Here is a 20,803-nt window from a genome sequence, read left to right as displayed (position 1 = left end):
TCCTGAGTACGCCGCGATGATGAACACCACGCGAATCCCGGGTTACCGGCGGCGGTCGGCTGTCAGAACGCGTTCAATGAGTTCGCGTACCGCCCCTTGCCCGCCTGAACGATTCAGCACCACTCGGGCCTGTGCACGCACCAGCGGGTGGGCGTTCGCGACCGCCACCGGCCAGCCCACAATGCGCATCGCACCGAGGTCATTGACGTCGTTTCCGAGGTAGGCGATGTCCGACAGCGCGATCTGGTTATCGGCCGCCCATTCGGCGAGCGCCGATTCCTTGTCGTCGATGCCGTGCAGCACCGGCACACGGAGCTTGTTTGCCCTGGCACGGACCACAGGGTTGATCTCGGTGGAAAGGATGAGCATCGGGATGCCTGCCCGCCGAAGCAGGGACACGCCCATCCCATCCTCCCGACTGACCCGCACCTGTTCTCGACCATCACTGTCGACCAGGGCGGTGTCGTCGGTGTGCACGCCGTCGAAATCGGTCACGACGGCCTTCACGTCGATGTCGCCCGGCTCGTCTGCTGGGCCCGGCTGATCGACGAGATTCGCAAGAGCGGATGCCACGGCAAGGTGCTGCGCGTCGTCGATCTCGACCGCCGACCACTCGGGAACCTCGACGATCCCGACCCGTCCGAAGAAGCGATGCCCAGCCTGCCGGAACCCCTCGGCATTGAAGGCGTAGAACGCGCCTGTCTCCAAATAATGCGGCTCACGATCCTGTCGGCGCGGACGGCGCGCGGCATCGTGGTTGATCGCGACTGCGGCATCGTTCTCGTCGCGGCGCCAGAGGAACCCGTACGTCTCATGAGCTGCGAACACGCTGTCGTACCGGTTGGAACGGATCTCGTCGATCGCGGCATCGATCCCTGCGCTGGGGATGAATGGAGAGGTGGCCTGCACGAAGACGACGACATCGACGATGTCTCCGCCGCGCTCAAGCTCATCCAGGGCGTGCAGGATCGCACTCTCAGATGATGCGGTGTTCCCGGAGAGCTCTGCCGGGCGCCGGATGACACGGGCCCCTGCCGCGGTGCTGACGTCGGCGATCTCGTCGTCATCGGTGGAGACGACAACGAGGTCGACGCCGTCGGCCGCAGCCGCAGAGCGCACCGCGCGCTCAACCAGAGGGATACCGCCGATGCGGCTCACGTTCTTGCGGGGCACCTGCTGGGAGCCGCCACGTGCGGGGATGATCGCGACCGTGATTCCCTCGCCCGCCGGCGGTGTCCTGATGTCTTGATTCGTCATCGTCCTCGTATGGCCTTCCATGCTTGAGCGGCACGACGACGCGCCCCCTTGATCGTCAATCGGAGTTCCTCGACGCGCCCGACGCCACCAGCGGATCGGAGTGCACGACGAACGATCCCCTCCCGCGGCGCACCAGGCAGACGCAGCTCGGCGAGTCGCGCACGGGAAAAGTAGCGATCACGTTCGGCCACATCCAGCTGCCGGAGAAGTTCTTCCGCCCGGGGACGCAAGTGCTCCGCGATGATCGGTTGCATCGCATAGCCGACCGCATCGACGAGCAGCTGCAGCCGCTCCGGATCGCGGTAAGGCGATGCGGGCCGGGTCAGCGCGTCGACTATGGTCGCGGGTACCCGGTTGCTGTTCTCATACGGCGACAGGCGTCGCAGCACGAGCGCTGTGCCAGCGGCGGCGATCGGCCGGCCGAACAGCGACTGCACCGTTGGCAGTGCAGTGGAGAACCCTGCGACCACCCCCAGCGCATCCAGCCGCTCGGCGACGAGTTCGGCAGGTTCAGCGCCGCGATACTCGACTAAATCGGCGCCGTGATGCTGCGCGCGCTCACGCACCGCAGTAGAGATGAGCGGTGGCGCGGACGGGTGCGCCTTGAAGACGATCCGCTTCGGTCGCCACACTGCCATCGCGCGATCCACCATGTCGCATTGCATGGCGATCTCCTCGTCGGCAGAGACCAGGCCAAGCACGGCAAGATATTGACCGAGCACGAGCGCGGTAGGCGTTCCGTCCGCGAGGGCGTCCAACTGCGAGTCGGCCGCACCGGTCTCGGCGAGCGCCCTCCGGAAAGCGGCCGGCGGCACCGGCACCCGCTCGGCTCCCGCGCTGGCTCCCGCATCCGCTCCGGCGACCGCCGCTCCCGTGAAGACGAGAGGCTCGACGCCCGGCACCACATCCGCGTAGACGACGCGTCCGATCCGCTCGACGACAGTGCGCGGCAACTGCACGCGGATCGGCGAGTAGGTCATCAGGCCGTCACCGATGATCGTGATCCGCGCATCGGGGAACAACGACAGGAGAGTACGCGCTGGCGCCACCTGTGGGCTCTGCACGAACAGCTCGAGATCATCGTCAAGGTCCCAGGCGCGAGTGAACAGGCGGTTCAAGACCGGAAGGTCGGCCGGCTCCGGTTCCCAGGAACTCGGATGCAGCGGCGAGAGGATGTCGTCGAGAGGTTCGATGCGATCGAACCGGTCGCGCAGCGTCTGGAGGTTCGACAGCTCATGGATCGCGACGCTCGTCTCGGGCACTCGGGCGGAGTTGACCGGGACGAGGATCCGCTGGCCGCGCGGTTCGATGAGGCCTTCGTCGAGGGCGGCGACAGCCGTGGCGAGTCCGTAGGCGCTATGCAGAACGAAGAGCTGGGTCATCTCATCTCTCCCGTTCCTCGGAGGGTTCGAGCGAGTACGCGACGCCTGGGACCGTCGAGTCGTTCAAGGGCAGCGGCGACGTCTCTGGCCGGAAGAATGGCGAGCAGATCGCGGATGCCTCGACGCATCTCCCCCCGCAACACCGGCGGCATCCGCCGCGAGCGGACCATGTGGTGCGAGCTGAGTGCGAGAGCGGTCCGCACCACTTTCGGCAGGAATCGTGGCGCCTCCGCATCCTGCTTCACGATCTCCACCGTCTGCGCGAGCGCGCGAACGAAGTCGAGCTGACGCTGATCTCGCACCTGAGTGAGCGACGTCGAGACGCCGCGGCGGTAAAGAAGAGCAGGAGCGTCTACGACCGCGAATGACTCGGCCTGCAGGTGCAGACGCCAGATCCACGGGCGATCCTCCGCGGTGAAAAGTCCTTCTGGGAACGCGGCGAGCCCACGGTCGATGATGCGACGGTGGAAGATCCCTGCCCAGGCATACGGGTAGTCGACCATCGTGGTGTCATCAGCCGGAAGAATCGCATCGCGAGGAGATGCGACGGTGCCACGCCAGGCGAACGGGGCGCGCACGATCTTGCGCTCGGCGCCCGTGACGCGCACATGGTCGGTGCGCAGAAAGTCGCAGTCCAGATCGCGCAGTTGCGAAACGAGCACCTGCAGCCGGTGCGGCTGCATCCAGTCGTCGCCGTCGATGAAGCAGAATGCGTCGCCCTCAACGTGCGCGAGCCCCTGGTTGCGGGCGCTTGCCAAACCGACTGGACGTGGATTGGTGATGACTTCGGCGTGCTCGAACTTCTCCGCATATCGCCGCATCTGCGCACCGGTGTCATCACCGGATCCGTCGTCGATCGCGACCAGTTTGAGAGCGCCTGGGTCATCGAACTGTCGCAGCAGGGTCTCCAATGTCGTCCCTATGAAGGGCGCGGCATCCTTCGCCGGAAGAATGACGGTGACAAGGGGTGTGCGCACAGGGCTCCTGATGGGTCGACGGTGTCCGGCATGGTCGCATCCGGGCCTTTACGGTTGTCGACGTGCGGGTGAACGCCGGGTGTCCGAGCACGTGACGGGTACCGTGGACGACATGGAGTGGATTGCGGATGTCTCGGTCGGTGCATGGCTGCGCGAGCGGCTCAGCGAGGATTGGAGCATCCACCATTTCGCGCCGCATGGCTTCGAGGCGTACGCGCGCGTTTTCCACGCACCTGACGTGCGATCGGCGGCGGATGCTGTGGAAGAGGCAACCACTTGGGCGGATGCTGCGACGGCCTTCGGCACGACCCTGCACAGCCAGGCATCCTGGCAGCGCGTAGTGAAGACGCCTCCGGAGTCCAGTTGGCATACACGCGTCGCCCCGGACGGGCGCGAGTTCTCTGCTCCCAGCGAGGGGAATCTGGATGACGCGGTCCTGAGCAACGTCGCCACACATCTCCTCGCACACACGACCACACCGGACGACGGATTCGCAGCGGTCTGGGAAGGCTGGGGCGGGATGGTCGGATATATGGGCACGGGTCCGTCACAGGCTTCATTGACTTTCAGCGAGGACGCCAGGCACCAGCAGATGCTGCAGCAGAGCATCCGCAATCCGTTCGACAGTCCGTTCCAACGTGCGACGTGGCAGCCGGGCATCCTGTCTGACGAGATCTCAAGAGGTCCCCGACTCGCGCTGCCCGATCGCGATCACGTGCTGTTCTCAGCCGCGCCGTCGATGTTCGCAAGGCCCGACTGGCGACGTGACGCACCCTGGGACGAAGAGCCACTGAGCCTGCTGTGGCCCGCTGACCAGGCGTGGGTCGTGGTCACTGAGATCGACTACGACTCCACGATCGTCGCAGGCTCGAGTGAGTTGATCCGCGCGATCTGCACTGACCCGTCGGTCGAGGCCCTGCCGCTTCGCGAGGGCGCCTCGTTGTACTGGGACGCCGACGACATCAACCGCTGACCGAGAATGGCCTTCCCGCATGAGACGGGACTTCCTCAGCCCTTTCTCATGCCGTAGGACCATTCTCGCGGTCAGGCTCAACGCACGATCGGCGGAACCGTCGACCAGCTTGCGCGGTCCTCGGCCGAAGGGGCCGCGGGGATCACGCCCCGCCCATCCGGCTCCGGGATCGCCGCGAGCAACGAGCGGGTGTACGGATGCTGTGGCTCGGCCCAGAGCTCAGCGGTGTTCCCCGACTCCAGCACCTGCCCCGCGTACATCACAAGCGTCCGATCGGCGATGCGTCTGACCACCGCGAGGTCGTGCGAGATGAACAGCATCCCGGCTCCAACTTCGGCAACCAGATCGCGCATGAGGGCTGCGACGCTGGTCTGCGTCGACGCATCCAGAGCAGAGATCGGCTCATCAGCGATCAGCAACTTGGGCCGTGCCGCCAGCGCACGCGCAATGGCGATGCGCTGCTTCTGGCCCCCGGAGAAATGGTGCGGGAAGCGACTCGTCCATGCCGGGTTCAGCCCGACACGCTCCAGCCACTCCTCGACCTGTGACCCTTCATCACCTCGCGCAATCGCGGTGGCGATGCCGTCCTTGATCTGGTCGCCGATACGTCGGCGCGGGTTCAGGGACGTCGACGGATCCTGAAAGACCATTTGGATGCCGGTCAGCGCGACAGACCGGCGTCGAAGACCCATCGTGGTCACCGGCATCCCGTCGAAGAGCACGGTTCCGGCGACGGTTTTCTCGATACCTGCCGCCGCACGAGCGAGCGAAGACTTGCCGCTGCCTGATTCGCCGACGAGCGCGACGGTCTCGCCCACCGCAACGTGAACGGAGACGCTGTTGACGGCCGCCACGGGCGGATTCCCCGGGTAACGGACCACGACATCCTGTGCGTCGAGCACCAGTGCATCACTCATCGTCTGCACCTTCGCTCCGCGAACCGTCTTCGATCCGCGAACCGTCTTCGATCCGCGAACCGGGCAACGCCGCAAGGAGCGTGCGCGTGTACTCATGCTGAGGGTCGGCGAACAGCGTCGCCCGATCCGCTCGCTCCACGATTCGACCGTCCTTCATCACCGCGACATCATCGGCGATCGCACTCATCACACCGAGATCGTGCGTAACCAGCAGCACCGCGAGCTCACGTTCTACCGCGAGATCTCGCAGCAGCTGCAGGATGCCGGCCTGCACTGTGACATCCAGCGCGGTGGTCGGCTCGTCCGCCAGCAGCACCTCGGGGTCGCACGCCAGGGCGCATGCGATCGCGATGCGCTGACGTTGCCCGCCCGAGAACTGGTGCGGGTAGCGACCGAGTGACTCAGCCGCACGCGGCACCTGCACTCGTTCGAGCAGTTCTACGGCGCGCGCCTGGGCGGCCTTGCCCTTGAGTCCCAGGTGCACGCGCATGTGGTCGGTCAACTGCTTGCCGACGGTGAGTTGCGGATGCAGCGACGAAGACGGATCCTGGAACACCATCGCGATGCGGTTGCCGCGGACGCGGTTCAGCGCGCGGCGCGGCATCCCGAGCAGCTCCTCATCCCCCAACCGAATCGAACCGGAGGTCTGCGCCTTGCGCGGCAGAAGCCCCAGCACGGCAAGCGAGGTGAGAGTCTTACCCGAACCCGATTCGCCCGCCAGCCCCTGCACGCGACCGCGCTCCAGATCGAGCGAGATGCCGTGCACGAGGGGACGCCCAATGGCGATCGTCAGGTTCTGGATGCTGAGCGCGAGAGGCGTCTGGGCGGTCATGCGTTCGCCCCCTTCGCAGATGCGGTGAGGTTGGCCTGGTTCTCATGAGCGATCTCGGCGGTGGGGTCGAGCACATCGCGCATCGCATCACCGAGGAAGTTGAACGCGACCACGACCGTGAGGATCGCAAGGCCGGGGAACACACCCAGCCACCAGGCGTCGAAGTTCTGCATGGCTGCGGAGATCATCGATCCCCACTCCGCCGTCGGCGGCTGCGCGCCGAGACCGAGGAACGACAGGCCGGACAGCAGCAGGATCGCCGTGCCGATATCGAGCGTTGCGAGCACCAGCACGGGGCCGGCGATGTTCGGCAGGACGTCAACGAACAGGCTGCGCACCGGGGAATGGCCGAGCAATCGCCCCGCGACCACGTAGTTCTGCTGGCGCAGACTCAGCACAAGACTGCGCGTGACGCGAGCGTACTGCGGCCAGGAAACGATGACCGCCGCGATCACTGCGTTGAACAGCGAGGGGCCGAGGGATGCCGCGACCACCATCGCGAGGATGACAGTGGGGAACGCCATGAACAGGTCGGTGATCCGCATCAGGGTCTCATCGATCCACCCCCCAAAGTATCCGGCGACAGCACCCATGATCGTCCCGATGATGAGGGCGGCGACCACCAGCATGAGGGCCAGCGGAATCGTGACTGTGGCGCCGGTCATCAGGCGCGAGAAGATGTCGCGGCCGGTGCCGTCGGTGCCCATCAACGTGTCGATGCCCGGTTCCTGCAGGCGCGGCAGCACCTGCGCATTGGGCCCGAACGGCACCCACCACTGCGCGGTGAAGGCGACGATCACCCAGGCCAGGGCAATGACCGTTCCGATGATGCCCAACGGCGTCCGCCACGCACGCGGCCAGCGGAAGCGGACCTTCCACCGGGCGGAGACCCGCTTGTCGTCGAGCGCGCTCATGCGATCCTCACTCTCGGATCCAGCACGCCGTAAAGAAGGTCGACGATGAGGTTGATGAAGAGATAGATGACTCCGACCACGAGACCGACGCCCATGATGCCCGTGAGATCAAGGTTGGCGGCCGCGTTGTAGGCGTATGTACCCAGGCCCGGCCAGGCGAACACCGACTCGACGAGCACGGTGCCGCTCAGCAATGCGCCGAAGGCGACACCGACGACCGTCATGATCGGCAGCGCTGCACCGCGCAAGACGTAGTCGAGCACGACGCGCGTACCGGAAAGGCCCTTTGCCCGTGCCGCTCGAACGTAGTCGCTGTCGAGCACCTCCAGAACTGAGGTGCGCACGAACCGAGTGAGCAGACCGATCGTCACCAGCGAGAGCACCATGACGGGCAGAGCCAAGTGGGCCGCCGCATCGAAGAAGCCCACGCTGTCCCCGGCCAGCAGGTAGTCAACCGTGTAGAAGCCGGTGATCCGCGGCGGCGGCGTGATCGCCGGCGAGATACGGCCGGAACCGGGCGCGATGCCGAGCTCAAGGAAGAAGAAGTAGTAGCTGACCAGTGCGAGCCAGAACGTCGGAACGCTCAGTCCTACCAGCGTGACGACGCGCACAACCTGGTCGGTGACGAGCCCCCGGCGATAAGCAGCGAGCGTGCCGAGCACGATGCTGACCGCGAGGCTGACGATGATCGCGCAGATGGCGATCTCGATCGTTGCCGGCACGGCGGTCGCCAGGTCTGCCGTGACCGCGCGGCCCGTCACAAGAGAAGTGCCGAGGTCACCGCGCAGCAGGTTTCCCATATAGATGAAGTACTGCACGATGAGCGGCTGATCGAGGCCGTGCGCCTTGATGAACGCCTCACGTGTCGCCGGGTTCTGGGCTGCACCCTCACCGAGCGCAGCAGAGACCGGGTCTCCGGGCACCAGGTTCGTCAGTAGGAAGGTCACGATCGTGACGCCGATCAGCAGCAGCACCGAAGTGCCGAGTCGGCGCAGCAGGTACCCGACCAGCGGAGAGCGGGTCGGGCGCCTGCGCGCGACAGTGGCAGTACTCACTGAGTTGTTCAGCCTGCGGGTGCGATCTCGGCGATGTCGATCTCCCACACCGAGTTGTACACAGCGCCGTTCACGTCACCTGCGGTGGCGATGTTGCGGCCGGGAACGATCAGCGGCACAAACGGGCCATCAACCTGCATCGCCTCAGCGAACTCGGTGAAGGCGGCCGTGCGCTCATCAGGATCGGTGGCGCTGGCAGCGACAGCGGCAAGGGCAGCGATCTCAGGGTTCGCCTCGGCCGCCCACCCGGAGCGCAGACCCACCTTCAAACCGGGAGCGAACGGCAGGAAGTTCGCGGAGTCTGCGTAGTCAGGGCCCCAGAACCACAGGCCGAAGCCCTCGGTGCCGTTGACGTATGCGTCAAGCTCGGTGGCGAACGGCGCCGGGGCGAGTTCGACCTCGATGCCGGCATCCCCCAGCTGCGCCTGCACCCGCTCGGCAAGCGGGGTGAATTCCACGCCACCGACCGGGTAGTCGTTCGGGAACTGCAGCTTCAACGTCTGACCGGTGTAACCGGCCTCGGCGAGCGCAGACTCGGCGCGGTCAAGATCCTGTTCGACACCGGCATCCAAAGCACCCTCGAAGCCGGGAGGGATGACGCCAGTGGCCTTCACGGAACCGGCACCGGCGAGCTCCAGCAGCGCGTCGTAGTCGAGGGCGTAACGGATCGCCTCTGCGATCTTGACGTTCGCGAGCTCGCCCGCGTTTTCGGCGGTCTGGTTCAGCAGCAGGAAGATCGTCTGGCCGGAAGGCACCGAGTCGATGTTGATGTCATCGCCGAGTGTTGCGACCTGGTCGCCGTTGAGATCCATGGCGACCATCGTGTCGCCGCCCTTGAGGTTCGCCAGCTGTGTGGCGCTTTCGGTGACATTGCGGATGACGACGCGGTCGTAGTTGCTGGACTCGTCGCCGTTGTACTCGTCACTCTTGGTCAGCACGATCTGCGAAGACAGGTCGAGGGTATCGAGCACGAAGGGGCCGGAACCGGCGGATTCACCGTCGAGGAAGGCCTGCGCGGTGTCGGCGCCGTCAGTGGTGCCGCCGTTCTCGATCACGACATCGGAGTTGACGATGCCCAGAGCCGGGTTTGCGAGAATCGCAGGCAACTGCAGCTGTGGTGTCTCAGTCGTGAACTTGATGGTCTTCTCGTCGACCTCTTCGATCGTGACGCCGGTGAGAAGGAAGTTGGGCTTGGCCTCGACCATCGCCTGGATGCGCTGCAGCGTGAAGACGACGTCCTTCGCCTCAATCGGAGTGCCGTCCGAGAAGATGCGGCCATCCTCGAGCGTGAAGGTGAACTCGGTGGCTTCGTCATTCTGCTCCCAGGACGCGAGTCCCGGAACCGGGGTGGAGACGTCGGATCCCTCGAAGTCGACGAGTGTCTCGTAGAGCGCCTTGGCCAGCATGTTGCCGGTCGGGTCATAGCTGTGTCCTGGGTCCGCGGTCTCGATCGAGAACGCGGTGTCGATCACCAGCGACGAGGCATTGCTGCCCCCTCCACCGTTTGCAGAGTTTCCACCTGAGCAGCCGGTGATGGCCAGGAGCGCGACGGCTCCGACGGCGACCAGGGACCTGCGGGACAACGAGGACATAGACCCTCCTAGGGAAGGGAGTGTTTGGGGAATGGTCAGCCGGCTGTGGACGACCGAGTTCAGATTGGCATGATGCGCGACGATTTGTCCAATGAGAGCAGGCGTTGAGACACACATCACTCTAGAATTCGAGAATAGGAGGCAACATGTCCAATGATCGGCCCACTGATTCGATATCCGCTGGACGAAGTGCGCCCGCCCTCGATGATGTCGGATACCGCATCCTCTCGGCGCTTCGGGAAAACGGCCGCCTCTCGATGGCCGCCCTCGCAGAGCGCGTCGGTATATCGCGCGCCAATGCGTACTCGCGCGTGGAAGCGCTCGTGGACGGCGGCGTGATCACGGGATTCGCCGCATCCATTGACCCGGCGAAAGCCGGCCTCTCGATCGGGGCGCACGTCTTCGTCACGGTGCATCCGCAGTCTTGGCCGTCGTTCCGCGAACGCGTGCGGGAACTGCCGGAGGTCGAATACTGCGCCGTCACGACCGGTGAACATGATGCGATGCTGATGATCCGTGCCACCGATGTCGGCGGGGTGCACGACTTCTCCACCGGGGTCATCGCGCAGATGCCGGAGGTGCGCACCGTGGTCAGTGTGGTGATCCTCGATGAGGTGGTGCGCCGGCCCTTCATCCTGCCAACCGACATCCCAGAGCGCGCGTCGGCCCCAGCGCAGATGGGAATGACGCGATGGACACCGTCCCCCGGTGCCAGAGAGCCACTGCCGCCACGCTGAGCGGAATCAGGCCGCGGCATCCTCGATACAGATACTCAACTGCGCCTCACCATGCATTTCGTAGTGCTCGACGAGGCGCAGACCGTTGTCGTCCTGCTCGATGTTGCTGTCGCCCGCTCCGGTGACGACCGCGCCGGAGGCAGCGAGCACATGCACGAAGTGGATGCTGATGACGTCGCCGGTGCGGGTACCGACAAAGCGACCGAAGGTCACGGTGTCGCCGGTGTAGTCACCCCAGATGGCGCCGTCTTTCTCGAAGTAGTGGAACACGCTCGGGGCGTCATGGTTGACCACTGAGGTGGTCGAAGAGGTCATCCGGAATGTGCGGCCGTCGAGTGACGGGAGGGCTGTCTGCGTATTCACCCCTTGATTATGGCAACCGCCACGCACCGTCGTTGACCACCCCGCGTGCCTCTGCGGCTAGCGTGGACGGGTGACCATGCCCACTCCTGGCCCGCAGCCGATCACGTTCGATGCTCGTCCGCTGACCGATCCGGTCAACGCGGCGGCAGTGAGCGCGTTCGTATCCGCGATGCGTGCACGCCGCGGATCGACGATGACCGGGACCAAGATCCTGATGGTCGTCGTCTTCTCTCTCCTCGGCGTTGTCTTCATCGTGAGCCTGATCCCGATGACGTCATTGCTTCTCGCGGGGCTTGGCAGTGGCGCGCCGCCCTTCATTTTGTTGCCTGTTGTGATCATCGCCGCGCTTGCGATCGGATTCGGTCTTTTGATTTGGTCCACCAACCGCAACGCTCGAATCACGCGCTATCGAATCAGCCAGTTCGCCGCGGCGAACAACATGACCTATGAAGATCAGATCAAGGACCCGGCGCTGCCCGGCATGATCTTCGGGCTCGGTCATTCACGGCAGTCGGAGCGGCTCGTCCGCGGCTCAACCCCTCGGTTCGTCGAGTTCGGCAACTATGCGTACACGACGGGCTCCGGCAAGAACTCGACGACCCACAAATGGGGGTACGTCGCCGTGAAACTCGACGTACCCCTGCCCAACATTGTGCTGGATGCGCTCGGCAACAACGGGTTCGGCACCAACCTGCCGGCATCCTTCCGCAAGGAACAGCATCTGTCTCTCGAGGGCGACTTCGACAGGTACTTCACCCTGTACTGCCCAGAGGGGTACGAGCGCGATGCGCTGTACCTGTTCACGCCCGACATCATGGCCCGCTTCGTCGACAACGCCGCGCAGCTCGACGTCGAGATCGTGGACGACTGGCTGTTCCTCTATACGAAGCGCGAGGCGTCCACGCTGGACCCTGCAACATGGGCGTGGCTGTTCGGCGCCGTTGGCGCACTGATCACGAAGCTTGACCAGTGGGCGCGGTGGCGCGATGAGCGCTTGCTTGAAGAGCAGGGTCGTGCGCCGCAGCAGGCGGCACCGGCCGGCTCGCATACGCTGCCGTTCGCAGCGCCGTCAGGGATGCTGACGCCTCCACCGGGCGTGGCGCAGACTGGACGGCGCCTTAAGCGCAGAGGCCAGTGGGTGACGGTCGTGATCGTCGTCGTCGTCGCGATTCTCTGGTACCTGCCGCGATTCCTGAACTGACCGTTCAAGAATCGGCGGGTGTGGAGGTGAGCGCTGTCTGGGGAACTACGCCCACCCCATCCCCCCGGATCAGAAGAAGACGAACTCCCTCCGCATGAACGGCCAAGGCCGTTCGACGCCTGATGTCAGCTGGGGGCTGAACGATCGCGGCGTATAACCCCGACGGTATACCAAAACAGGTTGCAGTGGGTTGCAACCTCAGATGATCCCGTCAGGCCCCACCACCATGCGGATCAGCTCGCGCCGAGTAGCTCGGTGATCTGCTCGTAGAACTCGGCCGGATCGCTGGCGAGCGCACCCTTCACCATCGCGGTCCAGTCGTCGACAATCACCTCGATAGACCCGGCAGCCAGTCCATCCAACGACAGGCGCGGGACATCGCGCGGATCGATCTTCGGACCGTCGTATCCGGCCGAGATCTCCGTTTCGGCGGCACCGAGGAGAACACCCTGAACGAGCGTGCCCTGAGCGGCGAGCTCGAGGCGGACGCCGTTCGTCATGTTCCACTCCGCAGCCTTGGCAGCGGCGTACGATCCGGCGCCTGGGCTCGCGAACCAGGACAGTGCCGACAGCACATTCACGATCGCGCCGCCGCCGTTCGCCGCAAGGATCGGACTGAACGCGCGAGTCACGTTGAGTGTGCCCCAGAAGTGGGTGTCCATCTCTCGGCGGATCTCGCTGAGGTCGCCCGTGATGAGGGATGCGCCGGTCGAGATGCCGGCGTTGTTTACGAGGAGGGTCACATCGTTCGCCACCGCGGCAGCCGCGACGATCGACTCGTGATCGAGCAGGTCCAGCCGCAGCGGCACCACCCGACTGTCATCGAAGTCGATGCTCTCCGGACGTCGTGCTGTCGCATACACCTTGCCCACTCCGCGATCGAGCAGCTCACGCACGAATTCGCGGCCGATGCCACGGTTGGCTCCGGTGACGAGGGCGATCTGGTCGGCGATGTTCATAGTTCTCCGTTTTAGTTCTTCTCGATGTTCGGCGGGCCTCGTTGGCGCCGCGTCGACTACTCTAAAAGTTGACGTTGACGTCAAGGGCAAGTCGAAGATCACGAGATCAGTCAAGAAGGGCGGCGGCGATGCGAATAGGCGATGTCGCATACAAGGCGGGAGTCAGCACCAGAGCTCTCCGCTATTACGAGGAGCAGGGCCTGCTCACCTCAGAGCGCACCCCCAGCCGCCAGCGCATCTACTCCGAGTCTGCGGTTGAACGCGTACAACTGATCCAACAGTTCTTCACCGCGGGACTGCCGAGTCGCACCATCCTGCAGTTGCTGCCCTGCGTCGACAGCGGGCACGGCACCCCCGAGACATTCGAGATGCTCGAAAACGAGCGCAACCGCATCACCGCCGCAATTGTCGACCTCACAGCGGCACGCGATGCCCTCGACCGCCTCATCGACATCGCAAACCATCCGACACCCGAGTACTGCCCCGCCCTACGCGACCCGGCCTGGGCACCGTACGACGCCACCGAGCCCGCCCCCGCGACGTCCGCCACCGTCTGACCACCGCGAGCAAGAAGCCGCCGCTCACGCAGCAGAGACCCACCGACCCGTCAGGACATCCAGGACGTCGCCCAGGCTCCGCAAGGCATCGGCGTCGCGCATCGCCCCACCGATCGACGCGGCGTGCTCGCGATAGCTCGGATCACGCAGCACCCGCTCCACAGCACCGCCGACTTGAGTCGACGTCACCGTGCTCGTGCGGAGGTTAATCCCGACCCCAGACCACCCCACACGGGCGGAGACCTCGACCTTGTCTTCGGTCTGACCGGCCACGACGATCGGCACTCCGTGGGCCAGCGCCTGTTGGACACCGCCGTAGCCGCCATTGGTCACGACCACGTCGACGAGCGGGAGCAGTCGGTCGTAAGGGAGATACTCTGCGACGCGGACGTTGTCGGGAAGGTCATCTGGCAGCGCGTCGACCGGACGCCCGCCGGTGGAGACCACCACGAGCACGTCGGATGCCGCGAGCGCAGTGATCGTCGGCAAGATGATCTGTCCGAGATCAGAGTTCGCGATCGTGCCCTGCGTCACATGCACCACCGGCCTTGACCCGTCCAGATCCGACCACCAGGACGGCAGGGCCACCTCGGATTGGGGAGCGGGAAGCGGACCTGCGAAGTGCACGGTGTCCGGCAGATCGGAACGCGGGTACTCGAAATCGGGCACGGTGAACTGCACGTAGGCATCGGCGCGCCCGGCCCAGTCGAGCACGAAGCCGCCGAGTTCCCGCCCGACCTCACGACGCGCGATCGTGTCGGCCTCGCGCTGGATGCCACCGAAGATGACCCGTTCGGCAACCATTCGCAGCGCAGCGTTGCGCAGCCGGCCGATCGGGCCCGGCATCGGCGTGACACCCAACCCGAACGGTGCCGCATCCCGACTACGCGCTCCCAGCGGAAAGATCCCCAGCACCACGACCGGGGGCCGTTCACCCGTAGGCAGCAGTTGCAGCAACGCACCGCCGACGAACAACGGCTCGGTAAGCACGGCGTCGATGTGCCTGGTGGAAAGCTCTGCACGGACTGCGGCGAGCTGCGCGGCACCTGGCCGCACGAAGAGGTTGCTCATGTCGAAACGGAGGGCAGCGGGACCGGTGAGTCCGATCCGCTCCGGGAACGCCGCATCCGCGTCGTCGAGGTTGACGTCCGCCTCCATCGGCAGGGCGATGAACCGCGCCCCGGCCGCAGTGACCTGCTGCGCATATCGGTTGCTGGTGAGGAAGGTGACCTCGTCGCCGCGGGAGATGAGGTGGCGTGCGATCTGCAGCAGAGGCATGACATGGCCGTGCGCCGGCGTGCAGGTGATGAGGTAGTTGGACATGGCGTGCCGTTTCCCTAAGATTGAATGTACTAAGGAAGTATTCATCACCCTGTAAGGAAAGTCAATGACTGATGTCGCTCCACGCTCTTACCGCTCCGAGCTGAGGAATCGGCAAGCCAAGGAGACGCGCGCACGGATCGTCGAGGCATCCGCTCGGCTGTTCGCCACGCAGGGCTACCAGGCCACCACGATCGCGGCGATCGCACGCGAGGCCGGGGTCTCCGCCGAGACAGTCAAGACGTCGGCGGCGAAGAGTGAGCTACTGATCGCCGCCTTCGAGGTGACGTTCTCCGGATCGGAGGCGGCCGAATCTCTCGCCGATACCGAGGTCGCCGCCGGGGTGCTGGACCTGCCGGATGACGTGTTCCTCGACGCCGTCCTCACCCAGATCACCACGGCGAATGAGCGGGGTCACGCCCTGTGGACCGTGCTGCTGGGTGCTGCGCTGTCCGACTCCGTGGTCGAAGAGGCGACTCGGCGCATCCTCGAGCACCGAGCTGCGGACTACCGACTGCTGGTCTCCGAGCTCGTGCGGCGTGGCATCGCCCCGTCGCTCACGAACGGCGACGCCACGGCTGATGCGATCTCTTTCCTGCTCTCCCCGGAGAGCTATCAGCAGCTCGTCACGCAGTCCGGCTGGAGCCCCGAGCGCTACAGCAATTGGCTGCGGGCGACGGTGGTCGCCGAGCTCGCGACGTAGGCAGACCATTCCGAGAGGATCAGTCTTTCGACACCAACCCGAAGTATTCCAATTCCGCGTCGTTCAGCATCCGTGAGCGGATGAGGAATCGCATCCCGGTCGGCCCTTCGACGCTGAATCCCGCGCCGCGGCCGGGCACGACGTCGATGGTCAGGTGCGTGTACTTCCAGTACTCGAACTGTGACTCCGACATGTAGACCTCGATCGGAGTATCCATACCTGCGTCGATGTCGCCCAGCAGCATGTCACTCGGTCCGGTGATGAACATGCCCACCGGATAGCACATGGGGCTCGAGCCGTCGCAGCATCCGCCGGACTGATGAAACATCAGCGGGCCGTGCTGTACGGCCAATTCCCGAAGCAGGGATGCAGCGGCATCCGTCACGGCCACTCGGTGATAGGTGCCGATGCTCACCATGTCGTCCTCCTCAAGTGGTCTTCGGGCGAGCGCCGCCTCTGGAAGATGTCATGTGCTCCCGCAGCGCCCGCCCGAAACTTGTCAATCAGATCAGAAGAAGCCCATCGGGCCCTCGGCGTACGACACGAGAAGGTTCTTCGTCTGCTGGTAGTGATCGAGCATTTTCAGGTGGTTCTCCCGCCCGATGCCGGACTGCTTGTATCCGCCGAACGCGGCGTGCGCCGGGTACTGATGGTAGGTGTTCGTCCACACTCGACCGGCCTGAATGGCACGGCCCGCACGGTAGGCGGTATCGCCGCTGCGCGTCCAAACGCCTGAGCCCAGGCCATACAGGGTGTCGTTGGCAATGTCGATCGCGTTGTCGTAATCGTCGAAGCTCGTCACAGCGAGCACAGGGCCGAAGATCTCTTCCTGGAAGATGCGCATGTTGTTGGTGCCTTCGAAGACAGTCGGCTCGACGTAGTAGCCATCACTGAGGTCACCGCCGAGGTCGACGCGCTCTCCGCCGGTGAGCAGCTTCGCGCCCTCCTGTTTTCCGATGTCGATGTAGCTGAGAATCTTCTCCAGTTGATCGTTGGATGCCTGCGCGCCGATCATCGTGTTCTTATCGAGCGGGTTGCCCTGAATGATCTTGTCGACACGGTCAAGGCCGTCGGCGAGGAATCCGTCGTAGATCGAACGCTGGATGAGGGCGCGAGACGGGCACGTGCAGACCTCGCCCTGGTTCAGCGCGAACATCGCGAAGCCCTCGAGCGCCTTGTCGTAGTACGCATCATCTGTGGAGCGCGCGACGTCCTCGAAGAAGAGATTCGGGGACTTTCCTCCGAGTTCGAGCGTGACCGGAATGAGGTTCTGCGAGGCGTACTGCATGATCAATCGGCCGGTCGTGGTCTCACCCGTGAACGCGATCTTGCGAATCTTCTTGTGCTGTGCGAGCGGGGCGCCAGCCTCGATGCCGAAGCCATTGACGATGTTGACGACGCCAGCGGGCAGCAGGTCACCGATGATCTCGAACAGATACAGGATGGATGCCGGGGTCTGCTCGGCCGGCTTCAGAACGATGCAGTTGCCTGCGGCGAGCGCGGGCGCGAGCTTCCACACCGCCATCAGGATCGGGAAGTTCCAGGGGATGATCTGTCCGACCACACCCAGCGGTTCTTGGAAGTGATACGCCACCGTGTTCTCATCGAGCTGGCTGAGCGAGCCCTCCTGTGCACGCAGGACTCCTGCGAAGTATCGGAAGTGGTCGACAGCGAGTGGGATGTCGGCGGCAAGGGTCTCTCGAACCGGCTTGCCGTTGTCCCAGGTCTCCGCGACCGCAACCTCCTCAAGGTGCTGCTCGATGCGGTCGGCGATCTTGTTGAGGACGATGCTGCGTTCGGCTGGGCTGGTCTTGCCCCAGGACGCGAACGCCTTCCATGCGGTGTCGACAGCACGGTCGATGTCTTCTACAGTTCCGCGGGCCACCTCGGTGAACGGCTTGCCATTGACCGGGCTGACGTTCTCGAAGTACTGACCCTTGACGGGTTCGACGAATTCTCCTCCGATGTAGTGACCGTATCGGGGGCGATAGCTCGCCACGGCGCCGGCGGTTCCCGGAGCAGCGAAAGCAGTGGACACGGTCTCTTCGACGATGGTCATGGTGCGTCTCCTTCGACGGGCCGCAGCCTCAGTGCTGTGCGGCATTGGGTCGAAGGTAGACCGCCATACGTTGCATGACAGTGCGCAACGTTGCGTTCGATTGCGGTCAGTCCCGATCGAGCTTCTCGATCCGGCTCACGAGCCCCGCGCGTCGCGGCGATCGCCCAGGGAGCATCTCGAGACACAGCCGAAGTATCTCTTCATCCTCTGTACCCTCGGGGATTTCGGCGTAGGCGAGCAGCACATCGACACTGGCCTCCGTGAGCATCGCCTCTCTCAGGGCCGCGCGCACGGTGTCGCGGAAATCCTCAATACCAGGGGCCATCGACTCCGGCAGCACCGGCCCTCGATACGCGGTCAGGGCGACGCGGTGCGCGCCGCGATCGAGGAGCGACAGCATGTTCTGTGCGTCGGTCTCCAGTGGCACGGTGAGTCGGTAGGGGCGCGATTCTGGCACCAATTCGGGAGCGATCCGCTGCAGCACCTTGCGCAGTCGCACTATCTCGGGCCGCAGCGTGTCTGGGGATGCTCCTTCGCCGTAGACGAGTTCGGCGAGTCGATCGGCGGACACCCCCTGCCGGTGGATCGCCAGCATGAGCAGAATCTCGGCGTGCCGAGCCGTGAGCTCGACGACCGACTCTGACTGCTCGTCGCACACTTCCAGGCGCGCACGATCCCGGCCCAGCACCCGCAGCGTCGCACGCGTCGGCGTCGCGGTGCGCCTGGACTTGCGGGGCGTGACGAGAGGAGCGGCACTGCGTGCGCGCAATCGCGCCACGAGCAGTTCAGACTCGACGGCCCTCGCTGTGGCATCCACAAGCAGGCGCGCTTGGTGCGTCGCGACCTCCGGTCCGCCGGTGACGTCGATGACCCCGAGAATCTTCCTGCTTTCCGGATCGAACACCGGAGCTGCCGTGCATGACCACGGGTGCATCAGGCGGTTGTAATGCTCAGCCTGGTGTATCTGCACCGATTGCCCGAGCGCGAGCGCCGTGCCAGGCGCTGAGGTGCCGGTGGCGTCTTCAGACCAGTTCGCCCCTGCGACCAGGCCCATCTCACCGGTGAGTACGCGCTGTTGCAGATCTCCCTCGACCCAGAGCAGCCGTCCGGCATGATCACCCACAGCCACCATCACCCCGGATTCTGCGGGGTCACCTGGCAGTAGCAGACCACGGATCATCGACATCACATCGGCGAGCGGATGCTCGAGACGATAGCGTTCGAGCTCTTCTGCAACGAGCGCGAGCGGAGGGAGACCTTCCGCGCCGACGCGCTGTCGCAAGGATCTCTCCCAGGACTCCCTTACGAGGGGACGCACCTGCTCGAGCCGCCGATCGCCCAGGTTGCCGGCGATGAGCTCTTCGTGTGCACGCTCGATGATGAGGCGAGAGGCTTCAGGAGAAGCATCACGTGATGACGACCATGACGACGGCAACTGGCCCCCAATCGACAGTGAGGGAATGTGGCACCAGTGTATGAGTCCGGCACCTGCGTGTCAGCACTTCCCGCGAAATGCGGACTTGACGAAATCTGCGATCAGCCGCGCGCTGCCCACCACTCGCGCAGGCGCTGCTCTACAACATCGGGGCCGAGCACGCCATCATCCAGGCGAAGTTCAAGCAGGAACTTGTAAGCCTCACCGACCTCGCGCCCAGGCTTGATGCCCAGGATGCCCTGGATCTGATTGCCGTCGAGCTCTGGACGCATCGAGTCGAGCTCTTCCTGTTCACGCAGGTCGGCGATGCGCTTCTCGAGGTCGTCGTACGCCCCGGCGAGACGAGATGCCTTGCGTCGATTGCGCGTAGTGACATCCGCACGGGTGAGGATGTGCAGGCGCTCCAGCAGAGCGCCTGCGTCGCGCACGTAGCGGCGCACCGCGGCATCCGTCCACGCGCCCTCGGCATAGCCGAAGAAGCGCAGATGCAGCTCGATCAGGGTGGCGACGGCATCCGTGGTGTCACCATCGAACCGCAGCGACTGCAGGCGCTTGCGCGCCATCCGAGAGCCGACCACATCGTGGTGGTGGAAGGTGACGACCCCGCCGGACTCGAGCTTGCGAGTGCGGGGCTTGCCGATGTCGTGCAGCAGGGCGGCGAGGCGCAGAGCCACATCAGGGGCCTCGCCGGGCTGACGGGTGTGCTCAAGCTCGATCGCCTGCTGCAGCACGGTGAGTGAATGCTCGTAGACATCCTTGTGGTGGTGGTGCTCATCGACCTCGAGGCGCAGCGCGCTGACCTCGGGCATGAACTCCTCAACGAGCCCGGTGTCGACCAAGACGCGGATGCCGCGCACTGGGTCGTCGGTCTGCATGAGGCGCACCAGCTCGCTCTGGATGCGCTCAGGGCTGACGATCTTCAGCGTTTCACGCAGTCGCGAGATCGCATCGCTGGTCTCGGGGTCGATATCGAATCCGAGTTGCGCGCTGAAGCGGGCGGCACGCAGCATACGGAGCGGGTCGTCGCCGAAGCTCACGTTCGGGTCGATCGGAGTGCGCAGGATGCCGGCGACGAGATCTTCCACGCCGCCGGTCGGGTCAACCAGCTTGATCTCGGGCACGAGCAATGCCATCGCGTTGACCCGGAAATCGCGACGCACGAGGTCGCCGTCGATCGTGTCACCGAACTCGACGGTCGGCTTGCGCGTCACGCCGTCATAGCTGTCGGCGCGATAGGTCGTGATCTCTACCTGCTCGCCCTGCACGCGAGCGCCGATCGTGCCGAACGCCCGACCGATATCCCACTGGGTGGTCGAGATCGGCGTGACGATTTTCAGAATCTCGTCGGGTGAGGCGTTCGTAGTGAAGTCAAGATCATGCGTGGAGCGCCCAAGCAGCGCATCGCGCACCGGCCCGCCGACGACAGCGAGCTCGAAGCCGGCTTCTTGGAAGGCGCGGGCCACTACAGCGACGATCGGGCCTTCGGCCAGTGCGCTCAGGCGCGCGAGTCCTTCGGCCATATTCAGCATGGGTTCCAGAATACCGGCCGGATTCATCGACGTTTCGCATG

General features: G+C 64.8%; 20 protein-coding genes. 5 read left to right on the top strand and 15 right to left on the bottom strand.

All coding sequences use genetic code 11. The features are described from left to right. Nucleotides 1-42 precede the first annotated feature (42 nt). Genes AC1C2O_RS13195 through AC1C2O_RS13185 form a run of 3 tightly spaced genes read right to left on the bottom strand, consistent with a single transcriptional unit; the run spans nucleotide 43 to nucleotide 3,616 of the window. Complete coding sequence (locus tag AC1C2O_RS13195) at nucleotides 43-1,257, bottom strand: cytidylyltransferase domain-containing protein (protein ID WP_495430893.1); 1,215 nt, start codon at nucleotides 1,255-1,257, stop codon at nucleotides 43-45. Further along, nucleotides 1,254-2,639 (bottom strand): polysialyltransferase family glycosyltransferase, encoded by a 1,386-nt coding sequence (locus tag AC1C2O_RS13190; protein ID WP_495430892.1) that lies wholly within the window; start codon nucleotides 2,637-2,639, stop codon nucleotides 1,254-1,256. The genes AC1C2O_RS13195 and AC1C2O_RS13190 overlap by 4 nt, the downstream gene beginning before the upstream one ends. Next, nucleotides 2,636-3,616, bottom strand: coding sequence for a glycosyltransferase family 2 protein (locus AC1C2O_RS13185; protein WP_495430891.1), 981 nt, complete (start codon nucleotides 3,614-3,616; stop codon nucleotides 2,636-2,638). The genes AC1C2O_RS13190 and AC1C2O_RS13185 overlap by 4 nt, the downstream gene beginning before the upstream one ends. A gap of 112 nt (nucleotides 3,617-3,728) precedes the next feature. Here AC1C2O_RS13185 and AC1C2O_RS13180 point away from each other — a divergent pair, with 112 nt between their 5' ends. Beyond that, nucleotides 3,729-4,589: a hypothetical protein gene (locus AC1C2O_RS13180; protein ID WP_495430890.1), complete on the top strand. Its 861-nt coding sequence runs from the start codon at nucleotides 3,729-3,731 to the stop codon at nucleotides 4,587-4,589. Between the two features lie 77 nt (nucleotides 4,590-4,666). On the opposite strand, the gene AC1C2O_RS13175 is transcribed toward AC1C2O_RS13180, so the two are convergent. From AC1C2O_RS13175 to AC1C2O_RS13155, 5 genes are read right to left on the bottom strand one after another with little or no spacing between them, the layout of a single operon-like run. Further along, nucleotides 4,667-5,506 carry an ABC transporter ATP-binding protein gene (locus AC1C2O_RS13175; protein WP_495430889.1) on the bottom strand — a complete coding sequence of 280 codons (840 nt, stop codon included), beginning with the start codon at nucleotides 5,504-5,506 and terminating at the stop codon, nucleotides 4,667-4,669. Then, nucleotides 5,499-6,338, bottom strand: coding sequence for an ABC transporter ATP-binding protein (locus AC1C2O_RS13170; RefSeq protein WP_495430888.1), 840 nt, complete (start codon nucleotides 6,336-6,338; stop codon nucleotides 5,499-5,501). The genes AC1C2O_RS13175 and AC1C2O_RS13170 overlap by 8 nt, the downstream gene beginning before the upstream one ends. Further along, on the bottom strand, nucleotides 6,335-7,252 hold the full coding sequence (locus tag AC1C2O_RS13165; protein WP_495430887.1) for an ABC transporter permease: 918 nt from the start codon (nucleotides 7,250-7,252) through the stop codon (nucleotides 6,335-6,337). The genes AC1C2O_RS13170 and AC1C2O_RS13165 overlap by 4 nt, the downstream gene beginning before the upstream one ends. Further along, nucleotides 7,249-8,307 carry an ABC transporter permease gene (locus tag AC1C2O_RS13160; RefSeq protein ID WP_495430886.1) on the bottom strand — a complete coding sequence of 353 codons (1,059 nt, stop codon included), beginning with the start codon at nucleotides 8,305-8,307 and terminating at the stop codon, nucleotides 7,249-7,251. Before AC1C2O_RS13160 ends, AC1C2O_RS13165 begins: the two co-directional genes overlap by 4 nt. Before the next feature lie 8 nt (nucleotides 8,308-8,315). Beyond that, nucleotides 8,316-9,899 carry an ABC transporter substrate-binding protein gene (locus AC1C2O_RS13155; RefSeq protein WP_495430885.1) on the bottom strand — a complete coding sequence of 528 codons (1,584 nt, stop codon included), beginning with the start codon at nucleotides 9,897-9,899 and terminating at the stop codon, nucleotides 8,316-8,318. 146 nt (nucleotides 9,900-10,045) lie between these two features. Here AC1C2O_RS13155 and AC1C2O_RS13150 point away from each other — a divergent pair, with 146 nt between their 5' ends. Next, nucleotides 10,046-10,636 carry an Lrp/AsnC family transcriptional regulator gene (locus AC1C2O_RS13150; protein ID WP_495430884.1) on the top strand — a complete coding sequence of 197 codons (591 nt, stop codon included), beginning with the start codon at nucleotides 10,046-10,048 and terminating at the stop codon, nucleotides 10,634-10,636. 6 nt (nucleotides 10,637-10,642) lie between these two features. On the opposite strand, the gene AC1C2O_RS13145 is transcribed toward AC1C2O_RS13150, so the two are convergent. Continuing rightward, a complete protein-coding gene (locus tag AC1C2O_RS13145) occupies nucleotides 10,643-10,999 on the bottom strand; it encodes an avidin-fold protein (protein WP_495430883.1) in 357 nt (118 codons plus the stop codon). Nucleotides 11,000-11,075: 76 nt separating this feature from the next. Between AC1C2O_RS13145 and AC1C2O_RS13140 the strand changes: the two genes are divergently transcribed. Beyond that, nucleotides 11,076-12,200, top strand: coding sequence for a hypothetical protein (locus tag AC1C2O_RS13140; RefSeq protein WP_495431737.1), 1,125 nt, complete (start codon nucleotides 11,076-11,078; stop codon nucleotides 12,198-12,200). 233 nt (nucleotides 12,201-12,433) lie between these two features. Here AC1C2O_RS13140 and AC1C2O_RS13135 read toward each other — a convergent pair whose 3' ends face one another. Continuing rightward, entirely contained in the window at nucleotides 12,434-13,159 is a 726-nt protein-coding gene (locus AC1C2O_RS13135; protein ID WP_495430882.1) for an SDR family oxidoreductase, read from the bottom strand. 128 nt (nucleotides 13,160-13,287) lie between these two features. Between AC1C2O_RS13135 and AC1C2O_RS13130 the strand changes: the two genes are divergently transcribed. Continuing rightward, complete coding sequence (locus AC1C2O_RS13130) at nucleotides 13,288-13,716, top strand: MerR family transcriptional regulator (RefSeq protein ID WP_495430881.1); 429 nt, start codon at nucleotides 13,288-13,290, stop codon at nucleotides 13,714-13,716. A 24-nt stretch (nucleotides 13,717-13,740) separates the two neighbouring features. On the opposite strand, the gene AC1C2O_RS13125 is transcribed toward AC1C2O_RS13130, so the two are convergent. Next, complete coding sequence (locus AC1C2O_RS13125) at nucleotides 13,741-15,039, bottom strand: glycosyltransferase (protein WP_495430880.1); 1,299 nt, start codon at nucleotides 15,037-15,039, stop codon at nucleotides 13,741-13,743. 64 nt (nucleotides 15,040-15,103) lie between these two features. On the opposite strand from AC1C2O_RS13125, the gene AC1C2O_RS13120 reads away from it, so the two are divergent. Continuing rightward, on the top strand, nucleotides 15,104-15,739 hold the full coding sequence (locus tag AC1C2O_RS13120; protein WP_495430879.1) for a TetR/AcrR family transcriptional regulator: 636 nt from the start codon (nucleotides 15,104-15,106) through the stop codon (nucleotides 15,737-15,739). Between the two features lie 19 nt (nucleotides 15,740-15,758). On the opposite strand, the gene AC1C2O_RS13115 is transcribed toward AC1C2O_RS13120, so the two are convergent. The 4 genes from AC1C2O_RS13115 to AC1C2O_RS13100 form a co-directional block, all read right to left on the bottom strand. Further along, nucleotides 15,759-16,157, bottom strand: a complete 399-nt coding sequence (locus tag AC1C2O_RS13115) for a DUF779 domain-containing protein (protein WP_495430878.1) — start codon at nucleotides 16,155-16,157, stop codon at nucleotides 15,759-15,761. A 90-nt stretch (nucleotides 16,158-16,247) separates the two neighbouring features. After that, nucleotides 16,248-17,798: an acetaldehyde dehydrogenase ExaC gene (gene exaC, locus AC1C2O_RS13110; protein ID WP_495430877.1), complete on the bottom strand. Its 1,551-nt coding sequence runs from the start codon at nucleotides 17,796-17,798 to the stop codon at nucleotides 16,248-16,250. A 106-nt stretch (nucleotides 17,799-17,904) separates the two neighbouring features. Further along, nucleotides 17,905-19,080, bottom strand: coding sequence for an AfsR/SARP family transcriptional regulator (locus AC1C2O_RS13105; RefSeq protein WP_495430876.1), 1,176 nt, complete (start codon nucleotides 19,078-19,080; stop codon nucleotides 17,905-17,907). Between the two features lie 254 nt (nucleotides 19,081-19,334). Beyond that, the gene (locus AC1C2O_RS13100; protein ID WP_495430875.1) at nucleotides 19,335-20,762 is read right to left on the bottom strand and encodes a CCA tRNA nucleotidyltransferase; all 1,428 of its coding nucleotides are present in this window, start codon (nucleotides 20,760-20,762) and stop codon (nucleotides 19,335-19,337) included. Nucleotides 20,763-20,803 lie beyond the last annotated feature (41 nt).

The sequence above is a fragment of the Microbacterium sp. Y355 genome (assembly GCF_059445345.1).
The sequence above is the reverse complement of the archived record's forward strand: the minus strand, read 5'-3'. Positions and strand labels throughout refer to the sequence as shown.

Excerpts from the sequence above, each read along its gene's own strand:
- AC1C2O_RS13175 (WP_495430889.1), bottom strand. The coding sequence starts at position 5,506 with ATGAGTGATGCACTGGTGCTCGACGCACAGGATGTCGTGGTCCGTTAC.
- AC1C2O_RS13165 (WP_495430887.1), bottom strand. The coding sequence starts at position 7,252 with ATGAGCGCGCTCGACGACAAGCGGGTCTCCGCCCGGTGGAAGGTCCGC.
- AC1C2O_RS13195 (WP_495430893.1), bottom strand. The coding sequence starts at position 1,257 with ATGACGAATCAAGACATCAGGACACCGCCGGCGGGCGAGGGAATCACG.
- AC1C2O_RS13155 (WP_495430885.1), bottom strand. The coding sequence starts at position 9,899 with ATGTCCTCGTTGTCCCGCAGGTCCCTGGTCGCCGTCGGAGCCGTCGCG.
- AC1C2O_RS13170 (WP_495430888.1), bottom strand. The coding sequence starts at position 6,338 with ATGACCGCCCAGACGCCTCTCGCGCTCAGCATCCAGAACCTGACGATC.
- AC1C2O_RS13100 (WP_495430875.1), bottom strand. The coding sequence starts at position 20,762 with ATGCTGAATATGGCCGAAGGACTCGCGCGCCTGAGCGCACTGGCCGAA.
- AC1C2O_RS13180 (WP_495430890.1), top strand. The coding sequence starts at position 3,729 with ATGGAGTGGATTGCGGATGTCTCGGTCGGTGCATGGCTGCGCGAGCGG.
- exaC (WP_495430877.1), bottom strand. The coding sequence starts at position 17,798 with ATGACCATCGTCGAAGAGACCGTGTCCACTGCTTTCGCTGCTCCGGGA.
- AC1C2O_RS13130 (WP_495430881.1), top strand. The coding sequence starts at position 13,288 with ATGCGAATAGGCGATGTCGCATACAAGGCGGGAGTCAGCACCAGAGCT.
- AC1C2O_RS13150 (WP_495430884.1), top strand. The coding sequence starts at position 10,046 with ATGTCCAATGATCGGCCCACTGATTCGATATCCGCTGGACGAAGTGCG.
- AC1C2O_RS13120 (WP_495430879.1), top strand. The coding sequence starts at position 15,104 with ATGACTGATGTCGCTCCACGCTCTTACCGCTCCGAGCTGAGGAATCGG.
- AC1C2O_RS13135 (WP_495430882.1), bottom strand. The coding sequence starts at position 13,159 with ATGAACATCGCCGACCAGATCGCCCTCGTCACCGGAGCCAACCGTGGC.
- AC1C2O_RS13125 (WP_495430880.1), bottom strand. The coding sequence starts at position 15,039 with ATGTCCAACTACCTCATCACCTGCACGCCGGCGCACGGCCATGTCATG.
- AC1C2O_RS13115 (WP_495430878.1), bottom strand. The coding sequence starts at position 16,157 with ATGGTGAGCATCGGCACCTATCACCGAGTGGCCGTGACGGATGCCGCT.
- AC1C2O_RS13190 (WP_495430892.1), bottom strand. The coding sequence starts at position 2,639 with ATGACCCAGCTCTTCGTTCTGCATAGCGCCTACGGACTCGCCACGGCT.
- AC1C2O_RS13140 (WP_495431737.1), top strand. The coding sequence starts at position 11,076 with ATGCCCACTCCTGGCCCGCAGCCGATCACGTTCGATGCTCGTCCGCTG.